Consider the following 17,969-nt stretch of genomic DNA (forward strand, 5'->3'; position numbering starts at 1 on the left):
ACCAAGCTCAACATGAACTTGGTTTAAGCGTCTGATTAGAACTGCTTTGGCACTGCTGCTAATAAGTCAGCCATTTTAGAAGCATCTGATCCTCCAGCCATGGCCATGTCTGGTTTACCACCACCACGACCTGCTACGATAGGAGCAAGGGCTTTAATTGTATTTCCGGCATGGATGTCTTTTGATTTGCTTGCTACAAGAACATTGACCTTCTCTCCAATACTTGCCACAAGAACAAGGACATCAGAGTAGTCTTTTTGTTTCCAGTTATCAGCAAATGTACGAAGGGCACCTGCGTCTGCCACTTCAACTTGAGTAGCAATGTAGCGCACACCTGAGCTTTCTTTGACATCTTTAAAGACATCACCTGCCTGAGCTGCTGCTGCTTTTTCTTTAAGCTCAGCATTTTCTTTTTGAAGCTCACGAACTTGTTCGTTGAGGCTATTCACTTTATTTGGTACTTGATCCATTTGAGGTACTTTAAGTGTCTGAGCAACAGCTTTTAAAGCATCTTCGCGGTCACGGAAGGCTTGAAAAGCTTCTTTACCAGTCACTGCCGAGATACGACGAGTACCTGATCCGATACCTTCTTCTTTAACGATCTTGAAGAGACCAATCTCAGAAGTATTTGACACGTGTGTACCACCACAAAGTTCGACAGAATAGTCACCAATGGTAACGACACGAACAACTTTACCGTATTTTTCACCAAAGAGGGCCATAGCTCCCATCTCTTTAGCCGTATCCACATCAGTTTCAACAGTTTGAACAGCAATCGCATTCCAGATTTGCTCGTTGACCTCTGTTTCAAGCTGACGAAGTTGATCTGATGTAACAGCTTCAAAGTGAGTAAAGTCAAAACGTAGGAAGCCTTCTTCATTCAAAGAACCAGCCTGAGTCGCATGTTCACCGATAACATTATGAAGAGCTGCATGAAGCAAGTGAGTCGCTGTGTGATTTTTCTCAACTGATAAGCGACGGTCTTTGTCAATTTCAAGTGAGTAGTTTGTGCCAGTTGCAAGGCTTGTAAGGACTTCAACAGTATGAAGCGCTTGACCATTTGGTGCTTTTTGAACATCAGTCACTTTGGCAACGATATTGCCTTTGTCATTTTTGATGACACCATGGTCAGCAACCTGTCCCCCCATTTCAGCATAGAAAGGAGTCTTGTCAAATACCAGAAGGGCTTGGCCTTCAGAAACGACTTCTGAACGCTCATTGTCCACAACAATAACTGACAGTTTTGATTCTAAGCTATCCACATAGTAAACAAATTCAGAAGGTTCGGTGATACCAGCAAGAGTTTCGTTTTGCATACCCATTGAACCACCTTTGACAACCGCCGCACGCGCACGGTCTTGCTGTTCTTTCATGGCAGCTTTGAAGCCAGCGTGGTCAATTTTGTAGCCAGCGTCTTCAGCTAACTCTTCTGTTAATTCTACTGGGAATCCATAAGTATCATAGAGTTTGAAGATGTCTTTGCCGTCAAGGGTATCCTTACCAGCGGCTTTAAGATTAGCCAAAAGATCTTCCAAGTGACCTGTACCAGCATCGATGGTACGTGCAAAAGTTTCTTCTTCACGTTTAACGATTTTTTCGATAAAGTCTCGTTTTTCAAGAACTTCAGGATAATAGCTTTCCATGATGTGACCAACTGTTGGAACAAGTTTGTAAAGGAAAGCATCAGTGATACCAAGACGACGACCATGCATAACAGCACGACGAAGCAAACGACGAAGGACATAACCACGACCTTCATTTCCAGGAAGAGCACCATCTCCGATAGCAAAGGAAAGGGCACGAATGTGGTCTGCGATAACTTTAAAGCTCATGTTATCGCCATCTGGATCGTAAGTTTTTCCAGATAGTTTTTCCACTTCATTGATAATTGGCATGAAGAGGTCTGTTTCAAAGTTAGTTTTAGCCCCTTGGAAAATTGCCGCTAAGCGCTCTAAACCAGCCCCCGTATCAATATTTTTATTTGGTAATTCTTTGTACTCAGAACGTGGCACTTCTGGATCCGCATTAAATTGAGACAAGACGATATTCCAGATTTCGATATAACGGTCATTTTCCAAATCTTCTTCAAGAAGACGGATCCCAATATTTTCAGGATCAAAATCTTCCCCTCGGTCAAAGAAAATTTCAGTATCTGGTCCAGATGGTCCAGCACCGATTTCCCAGAAGTTTTCCTCCAATGGGATAAGGTGTTCTGGTTCTACTCCTAAAGCAATCCAACGGTTGTATGAATCCTTATCTTCAGGATAGTAGGTCATATAAAGTTTTTCTTTTGGAAAAGCAAACCATTCTGGGCTTGTTAAGAGTTCAAAGCCCCATTCAATCGCTTCATCACGGAAATAATCACCAATTGAAAAGTTTCCAAGCATTTCAAACATTGTATGGTGACGAGCGGTTTTACCAACATTTTCAATATCGTTGGTACGAATCGATTTTTGAGCATTGGTAATGCGGGGATTTTCTGGAATAACAGAACCATCAAAGTATTTTTTAAGGGTTGCAACACCAGAGTTAATCCAAAGTAGGGTCGGATCATTTACTGGAACCAAGTTAGCTGATGGTTCCACGGAGTGACCTTTTGATTTCCAAAAATCAAGCCACATTTGGCGAATTTGAGCTGACGATAATGCTTTCATTATTTCTCCTTTTTGAGTTAGTTAAGGGTTGATATCGATAAGGTAATATTCATGCCTAAACATTTAGATTGAATTAGCTGATCTTTGTGCAGCTTTTTGTTCTTTGACATAATCGATGGCAATCACTAAAGAAATGACTAAATCACTATAGTTTTCATCGTAAACGTCCACAGTATAAGTAGAAGTAAGATGCCTTAAATTTTGGCTAATAGTAGCAAGCTCATGGCCACCTTTTTGTAAGCTAAAATTCAAGTCCCAGAGATTGCCTTTAACAGTCATGTCCAAATCTTGGACGTGATAACGGGATTTAAAGAAAGTCAAGCCTTTCTTAATGGTAAAGCTAGTCCCGTCTGCTAGAATAATATCAAATTGGGGTAAAAAACTAATCGGTTTCTTTTCAATTCGACTGACTTTTCGGCCCTGCATATCTGATATGGTAAACGTTTTGGGAATTTTTAGAAAGGAACCTTCAACTTGATAACTTGCTATACCTAGGTCATCAGAGATCGTAAAATGACCTCCTAAGGATAGGAATTTTTGTTTCACTTGAAAGATCTTCATAGGATTTCCCCCTAAACATAAGACAAGTCCACCAAACGAAGGGCGAAAAACCGCGGTACCACCTTCATTCAATGAACTTGTCATTCTCTTTGATATGTCAAATTGTTCTAGAGTAAGTAGCAAACTTTTCAAACTTCACTGATTCACAGCAACCATCAGCTTTCTGAAGAAGTTTTTAAAAAGTTATTCTTACAAGCATTATTATACTGATTTCTGAGGCTAAGGTCAAGAATCCTACTTATCAGAGCTTGAGCTACTTGACTCTGTTGTATTATAGTTGGAAAGAATATTACTAAAGCTTTGATCTTTAATTTTAACATTAGCTTTTTCAAGAGCAGCTGCGATAACCTTGTTTTGGAAACTTGAATCAGCTTTTTTCTCATTAAGAATCGTTTCGGTTAAACGTTTTTTATAGGTTTTCCAATCTGGATTCTTAGCTTCTTTTTTCGTTGTTTTAACGATGTAGTATGTTGGCTGATAAGTTGTTATATCAGTTGATTGAACGACTTCTGATATCTCACCTTCTTTAAGCTTGAAAGCAGCGTCTCTAACTTCCGTTGGTAAGGTGTTATCAGATGAGTCAAATTTATAGTCAACCGTTTCTTCAGTTGAGTTTTCCTTAGCAATCTTTGCAAAATCAGCGCCCTCAGCTTTTACTTGTTCAAGAGTTGATTTTGCTTTTTCTTCATCATCTAATTTTATCACTTGAGCGCTGATCTCAGGTGTATAGGTTTCATAAGCTTTTTGTAAACTCTCATCAGTCACTTCTTTTTTAGCTGCCTGTTCCACAGCGTATTCAATTAATTTTTCCACACGAATTTGCTGCTTATAGGTTTCTTCAGTCATACCAGCGGATGTTAAAGCGGCAGAAAAATTAGATCCGTAAGCATCAACTTGCTCATTATAAGCTGTCGTTACTTCCTTATCACTAACCTTATCGCCAAATTGATCTTCAAAAACACGATCTAAAACAAGGGTTAGCATAGCTTGTTGCCCAGCAGTTGTATCCTTTGCCTGTTTATAAAAATCAGAAACTGTAATAGCATCACCCTTCATGGTAACAAGTTTATCCTTAGGACTAGCTTCTTGTGAACAGGCTGCTAAAGTCAAGATAGACATCAAGGTAATAACACCTGTGTAAAGTTTTGTTTGTTTTTTCATTTTAAATAGAACTCCTTTAAAAGAGAGCTAATCTCATTTGGATTACTCTCATTAACAGTTTACATTATAGCATAAGTTATCTTAATTGTGACTTAATCTGCAAGAATGACTTCATCATCATTTTTTCTAAGCATCAAAAGACCATCACTCATAGGAATCAAGCTAGCTGTTAGCCCCGGATGTCTGAGTGTCTTATCAAATAAACGGTGTAGCCCACGGTAAATTGTTCTTTGACCACGACGAACATCGTCTATTGGCTTTGCAATGTCCCCTCCTTGGAAAATATCATCAAAGACAATAATGCCACCTTTTTTAACATGCTTGAGAATCTCCGGCAAGAAAACAATATACTTAGATTTCGCTGAATCCATAAAGACAAAATCATAGTCTTGATCTAAATCATTGATAACATCAACCGCATCACCCTCCAAAAGAGTAATTTGCTTACGACTATCGTATTTATCAAAGTTTTCCTTGGCTAGGCTAATCATCTCGGGATTACGATCAATGGTTGTGATGTGTGCTTTTGGTGCAAATTCTGCCATTAAAAGTGCTGAAAAACCAATTGCTGTACCAACCTCCAAGATATTCTTCGGCTCCAAAGACTGCATTAGCAAACGGAAATATGCAACGACTTCGTGCTGAATAATTGGGATATTATGCTCATGGGCAAAAGCTTCGATTTCTGCTAAATGACCTTGGTTTTCTAATAAGTGACTTCGCATATAATCGACAACCTCTTCTTTGACAACAGGACGTCTCATATTGTGATTTGCATTTTGTGAATAACTTTCTACCATAGGCTTAGTATATTTTATGCCTAGGTAAATGTCAAGAAAGCTGATATATCAATTATGTCAGTCAGAATCTACTAAGTTTAATCAACTAGAAACAAAAATGCCGAAGCACAATATATTATGCCTTCTATAAAAAATACACAACATATTGATTTTTATTGTAGAATCTTTTATAAGGGCACGTCTAATAACTACTTGAAGTTTTTAAAGGTGCCCTTAACTTAATGACATTGATTTCCATCTTGCTTTTCTTCTAATAGTAAATCTTGAAAGGCTCTAAAAGCAGTCTCACCCTGCAATGAAATCGTCCGTATTTCCATAATCATTCTCCTGATTCAAAAAATAAATCAATCTGTGGGTATTAAAGAAGAGGTAGGACAAAAGCCACCCTCTTCAATTTCTTATCTGACATTTATAGCGATATAGTCAGACTCCATCTAGCATGGTTTTGATAACGCCTAAAGAAAAGAGGATAAGTGGAAACACCGAGCATTTTTCAACTTTTTCATGCTAGAGTTACTCTTATTCCCTAAAAAATCGGTCTATCTTAATGGCTGAATCCTGCTGAACTCTCATGTCAATCGTTTCTTGATGCTCATCTTCTGACTCTAGAACCAAGAACATACGATGAACATCTGAGCTAGGAGTACTTCCTTGCCTGCGTTTTTCTAACCAATCCCCAATAATAGCACCTTTTAAGCGATCTTTCCCCAAGATAGCGTAAGCCCCTGCACCAGCTACTGCACCTTTCGACACACCTGGACCAGAATATGGTAAGGGGGGATTAAAAGTCAATTGAGCAACCGTTAACTTCTCCTTGGGATGACCTTTGACGTAAAAATGACCTTTTTTCTTTTTTAAAATCGTCATGGGCTTCTCTACTTTTTTTAAAACAAGAGATTGGTCTTTTAAGAGACTCCCAAGTATCGAACTTACCACGACCATCAGTCCTCCTTTATCTTGACCTTTAGGTTAACTTAGTTTTGTGACTAACTTTTCTAATTCTTCTAAACGTTCTTCAAAGACTTTAAAAGCTCCTTCGAGATAGTCTACACTAGTCATGTCAACACCTGCTTTGGCAATAACATTAAGAGGATAGTCCGAATTACCAGCTTTGAGATAGTCTAAGTAGTTATCACGATCTTTGTCTGTTCCATGAACAATACGATCTGCTAGATAAGAAGCAGCCGCAAACCCTGTCGCGTATTGATAAACGTAGAAATTATAGTAGAAATGTGGGATACGAGCCCATTCAAACTGAATCTCATGGTTGTCCTCAGCTGATAATCCATAATACTTCTCATTCAAATCAGCATAAGTCTTATTGAGGAAGTCGCTAGTCAAGACTTGCCCTTCTTGATCAGCTTGGTGGATAGCTAGTTCAAACTCAGCGAATTGTGTTTGACGGAAGATTGTTCCTTTAAAACCATCCAAATAATGATTAAGGATAGCAAAACGTTCTTTATCATCAGTCACTTCTTCTAAGAGGGTTTCGGTCAAAATATTTTCATTGGTCGTTGAGGCAATTTCAGCTAAGAAAATGCTATAATCCCCATAAACATAAGGCTGATTCTCACGTGTAAAGGTCGAATGCAGACTATGGCCTGTTTCATGAATAAGCGTATAAAGATTGTCTAAAGTATCTTGCCAGTTGAGCAACATAAAGGCATTGGTATCGTAAGAACCGCCTGAATAGGCACCCGAACGTTTCCCTTTATTAACATGTACATCAATCCAACGCTCTGAGAAAGCACGGTCAACGCGGTCGCTATAATCTTTACCAAATACCGTTAACACTTGACGGGACTTTTCAAGAGCTTCTGGATAAGTAATCGCCATATCATGCTCTGACAGTGGCGTATAGACATCGTACATTTTTAGGTCATCCATTCCTAATAGCTCCTGACGCAGTTTCATATAGCGATGAAGAAGCGGTAAATGCTTATTGACAACAGCTAACAAAGTGTCATAGGCAGACTCAGGAATAAAGTTTGCTGAAAGAGCCGCTTGGCGAGCAGACTCATAGCCACGCACTTTAGCCTTGTAATTATGCACCTTAACGTTGGTTTGAAGGGTTTTAGCATAAGTATGCTGAAACTGCTCATAAACACCATAATAGGCTTCATAGGCACCCTTACGAACGTCACGATTTTTAGATTCCATAAGGCTGATAAAGTTACCGTGGGTTAATTCGACCAATTCTCCCTCATCATTGGTTACCCAAGGATAGGTGACATCAGCATTATCAAAAATAGAGAAGGTTTCAGCTGCTGAACCAAAAATTTCAGAAGCACCAGCTAACAACTCTTCTACTTCCTGCGATAGGACATGGTCTTTAGCTGCCAACAATTTTTCAAAATAATGGCCATAAGCAAGAAGGCCTGGCTCTTCACCTTTATAGTTTTCCAACTGTTCTTTAGTGATAGCCAAAAATTCTGGCTCATAAAAAGCAAAGGTCTGACTATAAAGAGATGATAAGGCCGTCGCCTTGGCTTCCATCTCTTGATAAACTGCGATTGTCGTATCTTGGTCATTTTTCATGGAAGCATAGACGTATAATGTCTCTAAACGACGCATCAAAGCTAAAGAATTTTCTGTAATATCTAATAAGCTTTTGGCTGAATCCAAAAGGTGCCCCGCATCATTTTGAGAAGCTTTCAAATCGTTTTCTAAGGCTTGACGTTCCACTTCCCAAGCTTGATCTGTCTCAAAAATAGTGCTTAAATCCCAAGTTTCTTCTTCCTTCAGATGGCTACGGTTATCTGTCATGTCAATCTCCTTGTTCGTTTTTCTACCATTTTATCATAAAAGATTGGCGAATATAGGGTCTGAACCGTTTTCACGCCTTGATTTTTATAATAAAACTCAAATGTCTTATAATAGCCTTCAAGCTCTTTCGGATTAGGATAATTCTGACAGTTGACACGTGCTGGCTTGATTTGTGGAAAAAAATAGTCCATTTCTTGTGTTAACAAGTTATCACCACGCTGATAAGCTTGTTCCTGCTCTTTTAACCACCTAGGATTTTTATAAAAAAGTTGTTTTTGGACGAAGTTTTGAGGATCTGGCATGCAAGAACAAGACAAACGTTGTAGTTTCATTTTTTGAAAAGGAAAGCATAATAATGTCATGATATCATTTGAAAAAGAGCATGATTTCGTTAAATAAACCAGTTCACCGTTTAATTTTTCATGAATTAAATAATGTAATCGTAATTCTGCTTTAGCATTATCCAATTCCCAGAAATAAAAACCCAGTCGCTCATTATAAGAAAGAACCTCTCTCTGAAAGGCAGATAAACGCTTTTTCAACCATAACTTCTCTCCAAATAACCATATCGGATAAAGTCCTTGTTTGTGATAGAAAGCCGTTCTCTCTTTCAGTTTTTGAGCACTAATGGGAGAACACTGCACTTCCAATACTAATTTGGGCCTTATAAAAATATCTGCTATCTGTTGATAGTTAGCAAAGTATTTTTCAATTTCAACAAGATGATAACGAGACAAAGATCCAAAAAGTTTAGCTTTCAAGGATAAATGTTCAGCTGATTCATTCTCCAAACTAAATCGACAAGCTTTTGTTGAAAGATGAGCAAAATGCCAAATTTTAACCGCTCCTTTTTTAAGACGGACCGGTCCCAAACAAGCAGGACAAAAGTGTTTTTTCTCAGTCAAAACAGCATCAAATGCCCTGACCAACTGACCACTAGATGTTTTTGCAATTAACATAAACTCCCCCCTACTATCTGTCTATTCGAAAAAAGCATTGCCAAAATGACAATGACTTTCTTATATTTTCGAGAAAAGTTCAACAAGCTCCTTTTTATCCAACGGTCTATAATGTCCTACAGGTAAGTCTCCTAAGTCAAAGTCACCAAAAGCAATTCGTTTCAGATAGACAACTTTAAGCCCATAAACTAGAAACATCTTCTTAACCTGATGAAATTTCCCTTCTCTGATCCTTAATTTAGCCTTACTTAAGGTCGGACTTGCCTCTAAAATGTCTAAATCCGCTGGTTGACATTTTGTCCCATCTAAAAAAGTGACACCTGCTTTAAAGAATTCTGGCGCATCAGTATCTAAAAATCCATTCACCTCAACGAAGTATGTCTTGGTCACATGATGTTTTGGATGCAACAGCCGAAAACCAAGAGGGCCATTGTTGGTAAGCAAAACCAACCCTTCGGTATCACGATCCAAGCGTCCCACAGGATACAGACCTTTCTTTCGATCTTTAGGAGCAATCAAATCAAGTACCGTCTGATGATTCAGATCCCTGTTAGCCGTTACGACACCTGCTGGTTTATGCAAAAGATAATAGACCAAGGAATCATCCTCAACTCTTTTTCCCGAAACCCTAATATCTTGAACCCTAGCATCAACGATTTGGTTAGTCTCTATCATCTTGATACCATCAATACTAACTTGCCGGCTTTTTAATAATTTTTTGATCTGATTACGTGAACCAAATCCTTTTTGGCTTAATAATGTATCTAAACGCATAAGCATAGTTTACCATAGTTTTTGATATTCAAAGGCTTTCATTAGCCATCTCTAGCTTTTAATGATATACTACTAACTAGTAACACAAAAAAGGAGAATACTCATGGGACTTTTAGTAGACGGTCGATGGCAAGATAAATGGTACGATACCAAATCAACGGGCGGTAAATTCGTCCGCTCTCAAGCTCAATTCCGAAACTGGGTAACCGCTGATGGCTGTGCAGGACCAACAGGTAAAAAAGGCTTCAAAGCTGAATCTGGTCGCTACCACCTCTATATCTCGTTAGCCTGTCCTTGGGCTAGCAGAACGCTTATCATGCGCAAACTCAAAGGTTTAGAAGAACACATTAGCCTTTCCATCGTCAATCCTTACATGCTTAAATATGGCTGGACTTTTGACGATTACCCGGGTGTTATTTCTGATTCCCTCTTTAATAACCAGTACATGTATCAAGTCTATTTGAAAGCTGATCCCAACTATTCTGGCCGCGTAACAGTTCCAGTGCTTTGGGACAAACAGACTGAAACCATCGTCAGCAACGAATCTTCTGACATCATCCGCATGTTCAATACCGCTTTTAATGGTATGACTGGTAATACCGATGATTATTATCCCAAAGAGCTTCGCCCTGAGATCGATGCCATCAATGACTTGGTCTACGATAAGGTCAATAATGGGGTTTATAAGACTGGTTTTGCTACGGAACAAGCCGTCTATGAAAAAGAGTTACAAAACCTCTTTTCTGGACTCGATCAGTTAGAAAACCGTCTAGCTTCTCAAGACTGGTTGGTTGGCGACCGCCTAACAGAAGCAGATATCAGACTCTTTACAACCTTGGTTCGATTTGATCCTGTCTACTTTGGTCATTTCAAATGCAATCTCAAACGTCTAGTAGATTATCCAAATCTATGGGAATATACCAAACGTATCTACAACTTTCCAGGAATTGCTGACACCGTTGATTTCGACCACATCAAAACGCATTATTATGGCAGCCACAAGACCATCAATCCTAACGGTATTATCCCTACCGGTCCAGAGATTGACTGGACACTTTAAAATATGACAAATCCCAGCCTGTTCATTGAGACTGGGATTTTTTTGATTAGGCTAATTTGCTTGCTGCTGCTTCATCGACAATGACAATAACATCATTATGATTTTGCAAAACACTACCTGGCAAATCTTCAGTAACTGGTCCTTCTACCATTCCTTTAATAGCGTCAGCTTTTTCTGCACCAAAAGCCAATAAAACAATGGTTTTTGAGGACATAATAGAAGCAATCCCCATAGACATAGCCTGTTTTGGGACTTGGTCAATACTGTCAAAGAAACGACTGTTAGCTTCAATAGTTGAAGGTGCTAAATCGACGATGTGAGTCGTCTCATCAAACGGTGTTCCTGGTTCGTTAAAACCAATATGACCATTACGACCAATTCCTAAAATTTGGAAATCGATAGGATTTTCGGTAATAATACGATCATAATCTTTAGCTGCAGCTTCTAAATCCATAGCTTTACCATCGGGCAGATAAGACATTTTGAACGGTTTAGTCTCACAGAGGTGCTTCTTCATAAAATAAGCATAAGACTGGTCATTAGCTTCATCTAATCCCACATACTCGTCAAGATTAATGCTAGTCATTTGCGAAAAATCCAAATCAGATTGACGAATTTCCTCATAAAACGTTTCTGGGCTTGATCCTGTTGCTAAGCCAAGGGTTTGGATACCTTGAGCCATTTTCTCTTTTAATAATGTAAAAGCAATTTTACCACCTTCTTGAGCATTTTTGACGGTAATGACTTTCATCTCTTTCCTCCTTATAATTGGTCTATATCAATTTATACTTCTAGTATATGGTATAGACCAATTTTTGTCAAGTGAAGAATTTCAACCCTATGACTAAACAAATAAGGTAAGTAGTGTTACAATAAGAATGCTGTTTTAAGACAAGACTATAAAATAATTAAGGAGACTTATGAATACTAAGGATTTTGATTTTGATTTGCCAGAAGAGTTAATCGCACAGACCCCTCTCGAAAAACGTGATAGTTCTAAACTTCTGGTTTTAGATCCCGTAACAAAGGAAATGACCGACACACACTTCGACCACATCATTGACCAGCTTAATCCTGGAGATGCCTTGGTCATGAATAACACGCGCGTTCTTCCAGCTCGACTTTATGGCGAAAAACCAGATACTCATGGTCATGTTGAATGTCTACTCCTAAAAAATACTTCTGGAGATGACTGGGAAGTACTAGCTAAGCCTGCCAAACGTCTTAAGGTTGGTTCAACTGTTTCTTTTGGCGATGGACGCCTCATGGCAGAAGTGATTGAAGAACTTGAGCATGGTGGCCGCATTGTTCGCTTTTCTTATGATGGAATTTTCCTAGAAGTGCTAGAAAGTTTAGGAGAAATGCCGCTTCCTCCTTACATTCATGAAAAATTAGATGATCGCGATCGCTACCAAACCGTTTATGCTAAAGAAAATGGCTCTGCTGCCGCACCTACTGCTGGTCTTCATTTCACACCGGAGCTCCTAGAAAAAATCGAAGCCAAAGGTGTTAAGTTAGTCTATTTGACTCTCCATGTTGGCCTTGGAACCTTTCGTCCTGTATCAGTCGATAATGTCGATGAACACGAGATGCATTCGGAATTTTACCAACTCAGCCAAGAAGCTGCCCACACACTTAATCAGGTCAAACTTGAAGGTGGTCGAATTGTTGCCGTTGGGACAACCTCCATCCGTACCTTAGAGACCATTGGGAACAAATTCAACGGCAAGTTAAAAGCTGACTCTGGCTGGACTAATATCTTCATCAAACCTGGGTATCACTTTACTGTCGTGGATGCCTTCTCGACCAATTTCCACTTGCCAAAATCTACTCTAGTCATGCTGGTAGCAGCCTTTGCTGGTCGGGACTTTATACTCGACGCCTATAAGCATGCTGTTGAGAATAAATACCGTTTCTTTAGCTTTGGAGATGCCATGTTCCTCAAACGTTCTTATAAAGAAGACTAATGTAACCATCTAAAAAACGAAGTTGGATAATCCAACTTCGTTTTTTAGTTTTATCTATGTATTGTCTTGCAAACCATTCATATTAACACGATGCCACTGGTTTATCACATAGGCAACTTGTGTTAACTGATTATAACCATATGGATTTATCTCTTCTGAATTTTCATCAGACCCTCCAAGATAACGGGTATAAAGAGCAACCATATAGGGATTCTCCTCCATCACAATAGCATCAATATTCAAGGCTTCACGAACATAGCCAGGCTTCTGATAGACTTGAACATCAGGCGATAGATAGGTTTCATAGTATTGTCCAGGAAATGACTGGTCAATATAGTAAAGAATATCTTTATATTTCTTTTGATGATGCCATAGGTAATCTAAGACTTGGATATAATAATCAGTTGTTGTCTTGTTACCTTCGCGTCTAATCGTCTTTATGTTGGCTTTTGATTCACCATAGCGCCCCAATTTCTTATAAGCCTTGATCATCCCTCCAAGTCGTTCTGCTAGAGCATAAGCTGGGGTATTTTCAGAATAGACAAGTGAGTACTCCTGCATTTCAGGAATTGACATAGCCCCATTAAATGCAGCGACGTAAGAATCGTGTTCTGGCTTATACTCATAGGTTGTATCTGTAATATCAAACCGCTCTGTCATGGACAACTCATCTTTGGCAACTTTATCAACAACTAACATATTTAGTGGTAATTTATAAGTTGAACCAGCTGTCATTGACTGTGTATCATTTAGAGCATATGTTTTACCAGTTGTTAAATCCTTATAAGAAAAAGCAATATTAGTATGATCTATGCCTTGAAAATCCATGTAAGCTATGACTACTTCTGGAAGAGTCATATGGGCGTAATCAAAGGTTAGACCGTAGGTAGCCATGATACCAGAATCAGCTAATTGTGCGATATCTTTTTTCTCTTGACTTTTTTCAGGAAAATCCTGCTTTTTTGTCTTCGATAGTTTACTAGATGTTTTTCTATGTCGACTACTTGAGGGCGTTTTAGCATGTTGCTCTGTTTTACTTTTCTCAGTAAAAAGAGGCTTAATATAGTCTTCAAAGCCAACAATCAATAACAAGACAAAGCTCACTAAGATAGCACCTAATAACATTTGATTAATACGTTTTAAATTCACAATTGTTCCCCTAACCTCTAATTATTATAAAGGAAAATTAACATTTTTCAATTGTTTCGAGGAAATTTTTACCAATTTTTCAGTTTTTCCATAAGAAGTTTAAGAGACAGTAAAAATCGAGATTAGGTTCTTTTTTATTGAAAGTAGCCTTAAGTTTACTATCTTATGGTAATCGTTCTTAACAAAAGAAATAAAAGTATTTTCAGATTTTGAAATCCAATAAGTATGAAGTGTTTTGATAATACTCAATGAAAATCTAAATCTGAAACCATTTAAGTACAAGGTGTAAATCTGGACGATTTACTAGGATAAGGAGACTCGAACCATAATTCTATATTCAGATTTTAAATTAAAATCAGTATAAATTTTCAAATGTCTATAGCCTTTCAGTTTTGAAGTAACACAAAAAAGAGCAGGTCTTCCTGCTCCTTGGCCTAGACTATTTAGCTGCTTTGTACAGTTCGTCAACTTTGTTCCAGTTGATGATTTCAAAGAAAGCTTTGATGTAGTTTGGACGTACATTGCGGTAGTTAAGGTAGTAAGCATGCTCCCAAACATCAAGTCCTAGGATTGGTTTTTTACCTTCCATAAGTGGGGTATCTTGGTTTGGTGTTGATGTTACTTCAAGTTTGCCGTCAGCATTAACCACTAACCAAGCCCAACCTGAACCAAAACGCGTTGTCGCTGCTGCAGTGAATTTTTCTTGGAAAGCGTCGAATGAACCAAACGCTTCATCAATCGCTACTTTCACATCTTCAGTGATTTCTGTTTTTTCTGGTGAAAGAAGCTCCCAGAAAAGGGCATGGTTAAGATGTCCACCACCATTGTTGATCAATGCTTGACGAATGTCTTCTGGAATACTGTTGACGTCTGACAAGAGCGCTTCGAGGTCTTCCCCAATTTCAGGATGTTTTTCCAAAGCAGCATTGGCGTTATTAACATATGTTGCATGGTGTTTGTCATGATGAAGTGTCATTGTCTCCGCATCAAAATGTGGCTCAAGTGCATTGTAAGCATATGGAAGTTCTGGTAATGTAATTGCCATGTTAGTAACCTCTTTCATTTATTTGATACTCTTATTCTATCGCTTTTTGAGAATGCTTTCAAGCAGTTTGTTTAGGCATTCTAGCAACTGTCCTATTTAGAAGTCTATATATTTATTTTTTGATCAGTCATGATTTTTAAGAGCGCTACTTCAAAAAGATACTCTTTTTCAAATATTCCCTGTTTAATTTGATAATCGGTTTCGATAAGATGAATAAGTGCCTTCTGTAAAAAATGAAGACTGAGTGAACCAGAATCTCTCAGTGCAAATTTTACTTGATAGGGATTGACTTTTCGTCCCATCAAATCAGACAATTCTTGAACGATATCTTGCTCTGTTTTTCCTTGCTTGGCTAGTAAGTTAACCTGTAAGAACATTCGAAACTGACCTAGAATAACAGCGATGAGTTTGACATCATCCTCTCCCTGCAAGCGTAAATCACGGACCAATTCACGGACAGCATCAACTTGGCGATTTAAAATCAGTTTTGTTAAATCAAAAATGTTATCTTGAAGCGTTTTTGGAATAGCTTCTTGAATATCATCAACTATGATTAACCCTTGTTTTTTATAGGTTTCTAAAAAAGCCATATTTTTCAAGCTATCAGAAAAATCAAAATTAGATTTGACTAATAAGGCTTCTAGTGCTTCAGCTTCAAAATGAAGGGCATGATTTTTAGCATACTCTTGTAGATAAGTCCTAAGTTCATTTTCTTTCAGGGGATTAGCTTCAAAAATACGAACGTCTCTCTTTAATAACTTGACGAGTCGACTACGACCATCTAACTTTCCTGGGGCAAAAATAATGAGACGTGTTGTGTCAACAGGATTTTCCACATAAGCTTCAAACTGCTTAAGCTCCTTGTCTGAAAGGTAAGATTTTTTAGCCGTTGTCAGATCTAAAAATTGGTCCAAAATAACAACTTTTTCTTCCGCAAAAAAGGACAAGCTCTCCAAATCCATAGCAGCAGTGCTATAAGGAACATCACTTAAATCAAAATAAGCCATGTTTAAGTCTGCTGGGTCATAGCCGATTTGCCTGAGCAAAAGCTCCTTCAACTGGCTATACTGTCCTAAATCCTCACCTGTAACCACGCTAATTTGGGGCAATCCTTTTAAGCTTAATTTTTCAATTTCTTCCATTACAATCATGACATTATTATATCAAAAAGGCTAACATCTGACGACGATAGCCTTTTCATAGGTTTTAATTATTATCAAGCAGTTCGCTAGAACGTTTTGTTATCTCACCTGTTTCAGCATTAACAGTGTAACTATATTCACGTTTATTAGCGACATCATCAAATTCAATATCATATTTTGGGACACCATTTTCTGTATCATTTTCAACAAGCATATTTGTCACTTCTGATGCTCCTAGCCCTGCGTCTTCTAGTACTTTTGCTTTAGCTTCATCAACTGATAATTTGGCAGATGCCGAATGCGATATTGCCGATGATGATTCTTGTGATGACTCTTGAAGTATAGATGATAGTTCTGCATCACGCGTAACGATATCACCTGTTTTGCCATCGATAGTGTACTCGTACTCACCCTCTACAGTCATTAAATCAATTTCATAAACTGCCATTCCGTCATCAATGTCTTTTTCAATCTTAATCCTAGTAATTTCTTTTGAATTTAAATTAGCATCTCTTATTGCAATTGCTTTTGCTCTAGATTCTGAAATAGAGAATTGAGATTCGCTAAACAAGTGATAACCTCCTATTCCAATACCACCTAAAACTAGTAGTGCTGCAATTACAGTCATAATTTTTTTCATCAGTAATTCCTCTTTTCTTTATTTGATAATCTTAGTATAAGCTTATTTCATATAAAATGTTAGGAAATTTCGAGGCAAAAGTGTGGCAGAAATGTGGCAATTTAATATTGAGGTAATATTATGTTAAACTCAGTCACTTCTTGACTGGATGTAACTGTAATGGAGCCCCTATGTTGTTCAATGATTTCCTTGGTCATTGATAAGCCAATTCCAAAGTTTCCACCATCGCCTTTGTAAAATCTATCAAAAATATACTTTAATTCTTCAGTCTGAATAATAGGTCCATCATTACCAATAGTCAAAATGAGGTCATTGTCACTTTTGACATAAGATATGGTAATCTTTTGTTTGGCATAACGAAGTGCATTATTTATAATATTTGATATTGCCCGTTCAAATAAAGATTCATCAACTCTTATATCACAATAACTTTCCGAGAAATCCAATATAAGTTCTAAATTTCGAGATTTAATTTGTAGATCAAACTGCCATAACAGATCATAAAGGAAATCATTTAACGAAAGTTTTTCAATATGTAACTTATTTGGATCAGCTTCAATTTTCGACAAGATTAAAATATCATCAATCAATCGTGACATTTTTAAACTTTCTTGATAGATCATTTCAAAAGCTTTTTGAGAATCATTAATCAGTCCTGTCTTTAACCCTTCTGAATATCCTTGAATAGAAGTCAGAGGAGTTCGTAATTCGTGAGAAACATTTTGAAAAAATAATTTCTGACTTTCTTGGCTTAAACGAATAAGATCATCCATTTGAAAGGCAGATTTTCCAATACTTTGAAATTCTTGATAACGAAACAAAGGTAGAACTCTTCCCTTTCTTCTGACACCGATATCACCTAAGTAAGTGGTTAAGGAATCAATATCATCCGTTATTTGCCTTGCAATTGATTGAATAAATATAAAAAGAACCGTTCCTATCACAGCCAAGAGTATCATCAAAACGATATTCACACCTGTCAGCCAGTTATGGATAGGGGTAACATTGGCAAATGCAATCACATAATAAGTATTATCTACTGATAAATTCCCCTGTTTAATATGGTCATTCTTCAAAATACCAAAATATTTTTGCAGTCGAATGACATACCTCTCACCTTCAACACTAATTTGTGCTGAGCGCTTACTCAATCTACTCTCAGTACGCGATGACAATGAGATTCGATCATTATCATCATCTTGGAATGTCCAAAAATGCTGTCTCTGGGCAATATGATCCGTTAATGCTTCAAGCAAATCATCATCTTCTTGATGAGACAAATGATTCGATA

The 17,969-nt window shown here is 37.8% G+C and carries 16 protein-coding genes; 2 read left to right on the forward strand and 14 right to left on the reverse strand.

The annotated features are described in order from the left end of the window. Positions 1 to 35: 35 nt before the first annotated feature. The 8 genes from alaS to ACMZ6U_RS04845 all read right to left on the reverse strand — a co-directional run bounded on the left by alaS (position 36) and on the right by ACMZ6U_RS04845 (position 9,675). Positions 36 to 2,654 carry an alanine--tRNA ligase gene (gene alaS, locus ACMZ6U_RS04810; protein WP_416106721.1) on the reverse strand — a complete coding sequence of 873 codons (2,619 nt, stop codon included), beginning with the start codon at positions 2,652 to 2,654 and terminating at the stop codon, positions 36 to 38. A 63-nt stretch (positions 2,655 to 2,717) separates the two neighbouring features. After that, on the reverse strand, positions 2,718 to 3,299 hold the full coding sequence (locus ACMZ6U_RS04815; RefSeq protein ID WP_416106723.1) for an LURP-one-related/scramblase family protein: 582 nt from the start codon (positions 3,297 to 3,299) through the stop codon (positions 2,718 to 2,720). A 150-nt stretch (positions 3,300 to 3,449) separates the two neighbouring features. Then, positions 3,450 to 4,376: a peptidyl-prolyl cis-trans isomerase gene (locus ACMZ6U_RS04820; protein WP_416106725.1), complete on the reverse strand. Its 927-nt coding sequence runs from the start codon at positions 4,374 to 4,376 to the stop codon at positions 3,450 to 3,452. A 92-nt stretch (positions 4,377 to 4,468) separates the two neighbouring features. Continuing rightward, positions 4,469 to 5,176 carry an O-methyltransferase gene (locus tag ACMZ6U_RS04825; RefSeq protein WP_416106727.1) on the reverse strand — a complete coding sequence of 236 codons (708 nt, stop codon included), beginning with the start codon at positions 5,174 to 5,176 and terminating at the stop codon, positions 4,469 to 4,471. Positions 5,177 to 5,695: 519 nt separating this feature from the next. Next, positions 5,696 to 6,043: a hypothetical protein gene (locus tag ACMZ6U_RS04830; RefSeq protein ID WP_416106729.1), complete on the reverse strand. Its 348-nt coding sequence runs from the start codon at positions 6,041 to 6,043 to the stop codon at positions 5,696 to 5,698. Positions 6,044 to 6,145: 102 nt separating this feature from the next. Next, entirely contained in the window at positions 6,146 to 7,942 is a 1,797-nt protein-coding gene (gene pepF, locus ACMZ6U_RS04835) for an oligoendopeptidase F (RefSeq protein ID WP_416106731.1), read from the reverse strand. Beyond that, positions 7,939 to 8,901 (reverse strand): competence protein CoiA, encoded by a 963-nt coding sequence (locus ACMZ6U_RS04840; RefSeq protein WP_416106733.1) that lies wholly within the window; start codon positions 8,899 to 8,901, stop codon positions 7,939 to 7,941. Before ACMZ6U_RS04840 ends, pepF begins: the two co-directional genes overlap by 4 nt. A 60-nt stretch (positions 8,902 to 8,961) precedes the next feature. After that, positions 8,962 to 9,675: a pseudouridine synthase gene (locus ACMZ6U_RS04845; RefSeq protein ID WP_416106749.1), complete on the reverse strand. Its 714-nt coding sequence runs from the start codon at positions 9,673 to 9,675 to the stop codon at positions 8,962 to 8,964. 103 nt (positions 9,676 to 9,778) lie between these two features. Between ACMZ6U_RS04845 and ACMZ6U_RS04850 the strand changes: the two genes are divergently transcribed. Further along, entirely contained in the window at positions 9,779 to 10,735 is a 957-nt protein-coding gene (locus ACMZ6U_RS04850; RefSeq protein ID WP_416106735.1) for a glutathione S-transferase family protein, read from the forward strand. Between the two features lie 46 nt (positions 10,736 to 10,781). Here the strand turns inward: ACMZ6U_RS04850 and ACMZ6U_RS04855 are convergent, their stop codons facing one another. After that, complete coding sequence (locus ACMZ6U_RS04855) at positions 10,782 to 11,486, reverse strand: glucosamine-6-phosphate deaminase (protein ID WP_416106737.1); 705 nt, start codon at positions 11,484 to 11,486, stop codon at positions 10,782 to 10,784. 169 nt (positions 11,487 to 11,655) lie between these two features. Here ACMZ6U_RS04855 and queA point away from each other — a divergent pair, with 169 nt between their 5' ends. After that, complete coding sequence (queA, locus tag ACMZ6U_RS04860; protein ID WP_416106739.1) at positions 11,656 to 12,702, forward strand: tRNA preQ1(34) S-adenosylmethionine ribosyltransferase-isomerase QueA; 1,047 nt, start codon at positions 11,656 to 11,658, stop codon at positions 12,700 to 12,702. Positions 12,703 to 12,756: 54 nt separating this feature from the next. Here queA and ACMZ6U_RS04865 read toward each other — a convergent pair whose 3' ends face one another. The 5 genes from ACMZ6U_RS04865 to ACMZ6U_RS04885 form a co-directional block, all read right to left on the reverse strand. Next, complete coding sequence (locus ACMZ6U_RS04865; protein WP_416106751.1) at positions 12,757 to 13,827, reverse strand: serine hydrolase; 1,071 nt, start codon at positions 13,825 to 13,827, stop codon at positions 12,757 to 12,759. A 463-nt stretch (positions 13,828 to 14,290) separates the two neighbouring features. After that, positions 14,291 to 14,896 carry a superoxide dismutase SodA gene (sodA, locus tag ACMZ6U_RS04870; RefSeq protein WP_416106741.1) on the reverse strand — a complete coding sequence of 202 codons (606 nt, stop codon included), beginning with the start codon at positions 14,894 to 14,896 and terminating at the stop codon, positions 14,291 to 14,293. A 104-nt stretch (positions 14,897 to 15,000) separates the two neighbouring features. Beyond that, the gene (gene holA, locus ACMZ6U_RS04875) at positions 15,001 to 16,047 is read right to left on the reverse strand and encodes a DNA polymerase III subunit delta (protein WP_416106743.1); all 1,047 of its coding nucleotides are present in this window, start codon (positions 16,045 to 16,047) and stop codon (positions 15,001 to 15,003) included. Between the two features lie 55 nt (positions 16,048 to 16,102). Then, the gene (locus tag ACMZ6U_RS04880; protein ID WP_416106745.1) at positions 16,103 to 16,666 is read right to left on the reverse strand and encodes a PepSY domain-containing protein; all 564 of its coding nucleotides are present in this window, start codon (positions 16,664 to 16,666) and stop codon (positions 16,103 to 16,105) included. A 113-nt stretch (positions 16,667 to 16,779) separates the two neighbouring features. Then, positions 16,780 to 17,969: sensor histidine kinase (locus tag ACMZ6U_RS04885; protein WP_416106747.1), on the reverse strand; the 1,190-nt coding region annotated here is incomplete at its 5' end.

Origin of the sequence: Streptococcus pluranimalium, from assembly GCF_047785745.1 — a bacterium.
Taxonomy (GTDB): domain Bacteria; phylum Bacillota; class Bacilli; order Lactobacillales; family Streptococcaceae; genus Streptococcus; species Streptococcus pluranimalium_B.

Bases quoted from the DNA above. Each gene is read 5' to 3' on its own strand.
- alaS (WP_416106721.1), bottom strand. From the start codon at position 2,654: ATGAAAGCATTATCGTCAGCTCAAATTCGCCAAATGTGGCTTGATTTT.
- ACMZ6U_RS04815 (WP_416106723.1), bottom strand. From the start codon at position 3,299: ATGACAAGTTCATTGAATGAAGGTGGTACCGCGGTTTTTCGCCCTTCG.
- ACMZ6U_RS04820 (WP_416106725.1), bottom strand. From the start codon at position 4,376: ATGAAAAAACAAACAAAACTTTACACAGGTGTTATTACCTTGATGTCT.
- ACMZ6U_RS04825 (WP_416106727.1), bottom strand. From the start codon at position 5,176: ATGGTAGAAAGTTATTCACAAAATGCAAATCACAATATGAGACGTCCT.
- ACMZ6U_RS04830 (WP_416106729.1), bottom strand. From the start codon at position 6,043: ATGACGATTTTAAAAAAGAAAAAAGGTCATTTTTACGTCAAAGGTCAT.
- pepF (WP_416106731.1), bottom strand. From the start codon at position 7,942: ATGACAGATAACCGTAGCCATCTGAAGGAAGAAGAAACTTGGGATTTA.
- ACMZ6U_RS04840 (WP_416106733.1), bottom strand. From the start codon at position 8,901: ATGTTAATTGCAAAAACATCTAGTGGTCAGTTGGTCAGGGCATTTGAT.
- ACMZ6U_RS04845 (WP_416106749.1), bottom strand. From the start codon at position 9,675: ATGCGTTTAGATACATTATTAAGCCAAAAAGGATTTGGTTCACGTAAT.
- ACMZ6U_RS04850 (WP_416106735.1), top strand. From the start codon at position 9,779: ATGGGACTTTTAGTAGACGGTCGATGGCAAGATAAATGGTACGATACC.
- ACMZ6U_RS04855 (WP_416106737.1), bottom strand. From the start codon at position 11,486: ATGAAAGTCATTACCGTCAAAAATGCTCAAGAAGGTGGTAAAATTGCT.
- queA (WP_416106739.1), top strand. From the start codon at position 11,656: ATGAATACTAAGGATTTTGATTTTGATTTGCCAGAAGAGTTAATCGCA.
- ACMZ6U_RS04865 (WP_416106751.1), bottom strand. From the start codon at position 13,827: ATGTTATTAGGTGCTATCTTAGTGAGCTTTGTCTTGTTATTGATTGTT.
- sodA (WP_416106741.1), bottom strand. From the start codon at position 14,896: ATGGCAATTACATTACCAGAACTTCCATATGCTTACAATGCACTTGAG.
- holA (WP_416106743.1), bottom strand. From the start codon at position 16,047: ATGATTGTAATGGAAGAAATTGAAAAATTAAGCTTAAAAGGATTGCCC.
- ACMZ6U_RS04880 (WP_416106745.1), bottom strand. From the start codon at position 16,666: ATGACTGTAATTGCAGCACTACTAGTTTTAGGTGGTATTGGAATAGGA.